Annotated in this window: 3 protein-coding genes; all 3 read right to left on the bottom strand. The window is 56.8% G+C overall.

All coding sequences use genetic code 11. The features are described 5' to 3' along the window. Nucleotides 1-220: 220 nt before the first annotated feature. Nucleotides 221-976, bottom strand: a complete 756-nt coding sequence (istB, locus tag WD429_RS11575) for an IS21-like element helper ATPase IstB (RefSeq protein ID WP_368422329.1) — start codon at nucleotides 974-976, stop codon at nucleotides 221-223. A 14-nt stretch (nucleotides 977-990) separates the two neighbouring features. Then, entirely contained in the window at nucleotides 991-2,535 is a 1,545-nt protein-coding gene (gene istA / locus WD429_RS11580; protein WP_368422330.1) for an IS21 family transposase, read from the bottom strand. A 162-nt stretch (nucleotides 2,536-2,697) separates the two neighbouring features. Further along, a complete protein-coding gene (locus tag WD429_RS11585) occupies nucleotides 2,698-3,048 on the bottom strand; it encodes a hypothetical protein (RefSeq protein ID WP_368422331.1) in 351 nt (116 codons plus the stop codon). Nucleotides 3,049-3,481 lie beyond the last annotated feature (433 nt).

Genomic DNA, 3,481 nt, shown 5'->3' on the forward strand with positions numbered 1-3,481 from the left:
CTTGCAGGATCTCTTCCATGTTGACCCGAATCCAATCGGTTAATCGCATTATCTGCTCCCATCATGGTAGGTGAGGACGACACCTAGCACTAAAACGCTGGCTGGATCAGAAGAACTTTGCCGTCATTGCGTATTCCGGCGAACGTGACCGGTCATTCCGGGGATCGTGACCGGTTTGCACACGGCTTTCACGCTGGAGTAGGTTTTGTACGCTGAGCGGTCACGATGGGTCAACCGATTCCGTTTTTTGTGCGTTGGCTTTTCTCAGTGATTCCCCTTTCAGATTGAGTCGGTGAGCGCCGTGCAGGAGCCGATCCATGATCGCGTCTGCCAGCGTGGCGGAGCCGATGTAGTCATGCCAGTGCTCCGTGGGTAACTGGCTGGCGATGAGGGTTGAGCCCCGCCCGTGTCGATCCTCGATCACTTCCATCAGATCTTGTCGCTGTTGCGCCGTGACCTTCTGCATGCCCCAGTCATCCAAGATCAGCAGGTCGGTCTTCGATAACTGGTTCATCAGCCGACCGTAGCTACCATCGCCGTGGGCGATGCGCACCTGCTCGAACAGGCGCGGCACTCGCAGGTAGCGCACCGAGAGGCCTTGCCGACAGGCCTGATTACCCAGCGCACAGGCCAGCCACGTCTTGCCGCAGCCGGTGGGGCCGGTGATGCACAGATTCAGGGACTGGCGGATCCAGTCGCCACTGGCCAGGCCCGCCATACGCGAGCGCTCCAGTCCCCGAGGGTGGCGGTAATCGATGTCTTCGATGCACGCGGGTACGCGCAGGCGGGCGGTCTTGAGCAGCCGATCCAACCGCCGGTTTTCCCGGTGCAGCACCTCCCGATCCACTAACAGGGCCAGACGTTCCTCGAACGCCAAGTCGTGGGTTTCCGGTTGAGCGCGCTGCTGTTCCAGAGCATCGCCCATGCCCGTCAGTTTGAGGTGGCGCAGAGTGTCGAGAGTGTTGTGCGTGAGCATAGGTTTCTCCGGGATCAGTGGTAGTAGTGGGGGCCGCGAACATTGGTGTGAACAGGCAACTCAGTCAGTTCCGGTTCCTCCTCAGCCTGCGGCAGCGGTAACTGATCCAGCCCCTGCTTCAGGATCGAGGTGATGCTTTGATAACTGGCGGAGTGGATGGCGAGCGCCCGGGCACAGGCCTGCTCAAGGCGATCACGGCTATAGCGCCGGCTAAGGTTCAGAAGGCCCAGGCAGGCGCGGTAACCATGTTCCGGATGAGGCCGATCTTTGAGCTGCTTTTTCACCACGCCCAGCGTGCAGGGGCCGATGTCATTGGCCCAGTTCAGGAACCGTCCTGGTGACCAGTTCTGATGGGCCTGGTGCGATTTGGGCATGTGCTCGGTGAGCGTCACGAAGCGGTCTTTACCATGACGAGGATGCAGAACGACCCGCTGCCCTTTGTGCATGACCTCCACGGACGTGTCGGTGACTCGCACGTCCAGCTTCACGCCCACCAAGGCGTGGGGCACGCTGTACAACCGTTTCTCGATCTCGATGTGGTAGTCGATACCCGGCCGCGCTTTACGCCACTCGGCGTAGGTGTAGGGCGTTGCGGGCAGCGGTCGTAGTGCCGGTCGGTCAAGGGCATCGAACAAGCTTTGACGACTCTCCGACCGCCCCTGGAACGGGCGTTGGTTCAGCGCTGGCAACAACGCTGCGATGGCGGCGTTCAGATCCGCCAGGGAGAAGAACGTCTGGTGCCGTAACCGGGCCAGGATCCAGCGCTCAACCAACAGCACGGCGGCTTCGGCCTTTGCTTTGTCTTTGGGCTTGTAAGGGCGTGCGGGCAGCACTGCCGTCTGATAGTGAGCGGCCAGTTCAGCGTAGGTCTCGTTGATCGTTGGCGTATATCGGTCCGCCTTGCTGACCGCTGCCTTAAGGTTGTCCGGCACCAGCAGTTCCGGCACCCCGCCGAAGAACGTCAGCATCCGTTGATGGGAAGCGATCCAGTCCGGCAGGCTCTGGCTCCAGGTCGCCTCGGCGAAGGTGTAGCTGGACGCGCCCAGCACGGCCACAAAGACCTGAGCCTTACGCATTTCTCCGGTACTCCGGTCCACCACCGGCACGGTTGGGCCGCAGTAATCGATAAAGACCTTCTCACCGGCCCGGTGAACCTGACGCATGCTGCGCCGCTGCCGGCCACGCCAGAGCCGGTAATGGTGGCAGAATTGACTGTAACGGTAGGCCTTGTCGCCGTGGCGTTCCGTGTACTCAGCCCAGAGCAGTTGCAAGGTAACGCCCTTGGTCTTGAGTTCCTGGTGGATCTGGAAGTAATCAGGTTCGGCAAAGCGTGAGGGCGGTGTCTTAACGGGGAACAGTCGTGCTTCCAGCCAGACCTCATCCGCGTCCTCGGGCAACGGCCAAGTAATGCCCTTTGCCTGGGCCTGGCTGACGTACTTGCCCACCACGCCTTTGGAGAGACCGCAGGCCCTGGCAATGCGGTCGTGGCTCAGGCCTACTTCGTGCTTGAGGCGCAAGACCTCGATGATCTTTCGCATGGAAATCCTCGCAGCCGGCATCCGCACTTCCTCGTGATGAAAAAGAAGGGTATGCCGAATAAAGTTGAAGAATTCCAGCGTGTTGGCAGTGATTCCGGGGGAACGTGACCGATGATTCCGGCATCGTGACCGGCGATTCCGGAAAACGACCCGAAATCGGTCACGATAAAACGGAATGCGCGGTCACCATCGCCCGGAACAGGCGGTCACGTTCAAACAGAATGGGCGGTCACGATAGGGCGGAATACGCAATTTGGGCGGAACCGACTCTTGGGTGATTTCTCGCGACTCTGTTGGGGCCTTTTCAGCCATGGCATGGCGGCAGCGGCGAAGATAAGTTTTGAACGTTTCGAAATGAAGCGGTAACCCACCCTCATTGACCAGCTGATTAATATCTACCTGGAGGTAACCCAGCTGAATCATCTCGTTAATGACCGGGTACACTTCCCAAAGTCGATGATATTTTTTTCGCGTCTGGCGTTGTGAATTGAGCATCGCCAATAGCTGTTGCTCGATAGGCGTGTGGTCACTCATTGCTACCTCCGTGCGTTTTAAGCGGTTTTGTTGGGCAGGCCAGGGGCAACAAAACCGCTGACGGTCATGCCATTTACTCTAAACACTTCTCACCTACAACTACCTTTGGCGTTAGCATAAGACGATTAGTGGTCAGGGCCAAACTAATTTGTACTATTATTGTTCATTTTTTGTACTTTTACTGTTTTCTTTCTGTATTTATTTCTAAAAAATGCCCTTCATTTATACTCGTTTTGTATTCTTTTTATACCTGTTTTGTTTCCCCGCTATTTTTACTCAAGCCAAAAATGGCTTGAGACCTTTTAATACGCTCTTAATGCTTCCGTGACCCTTAAATTTCGTGCGTAAAGCTGCTTTTTATTCCTAGTTATCCTTAAAGAGTGGTCATACACCATACGCACCTCCGGTTATCCAATAAATATTTGATTCTCAA

The sequence above is a fragment of the Marinobacter sp. genome, from assembly GCF_040904845.1.
GTDB lineage: Bacteria > Pseudomonadota > Gammaproteobacteria > Pseudomonadales > Oleiphilaceae > Marinobacter.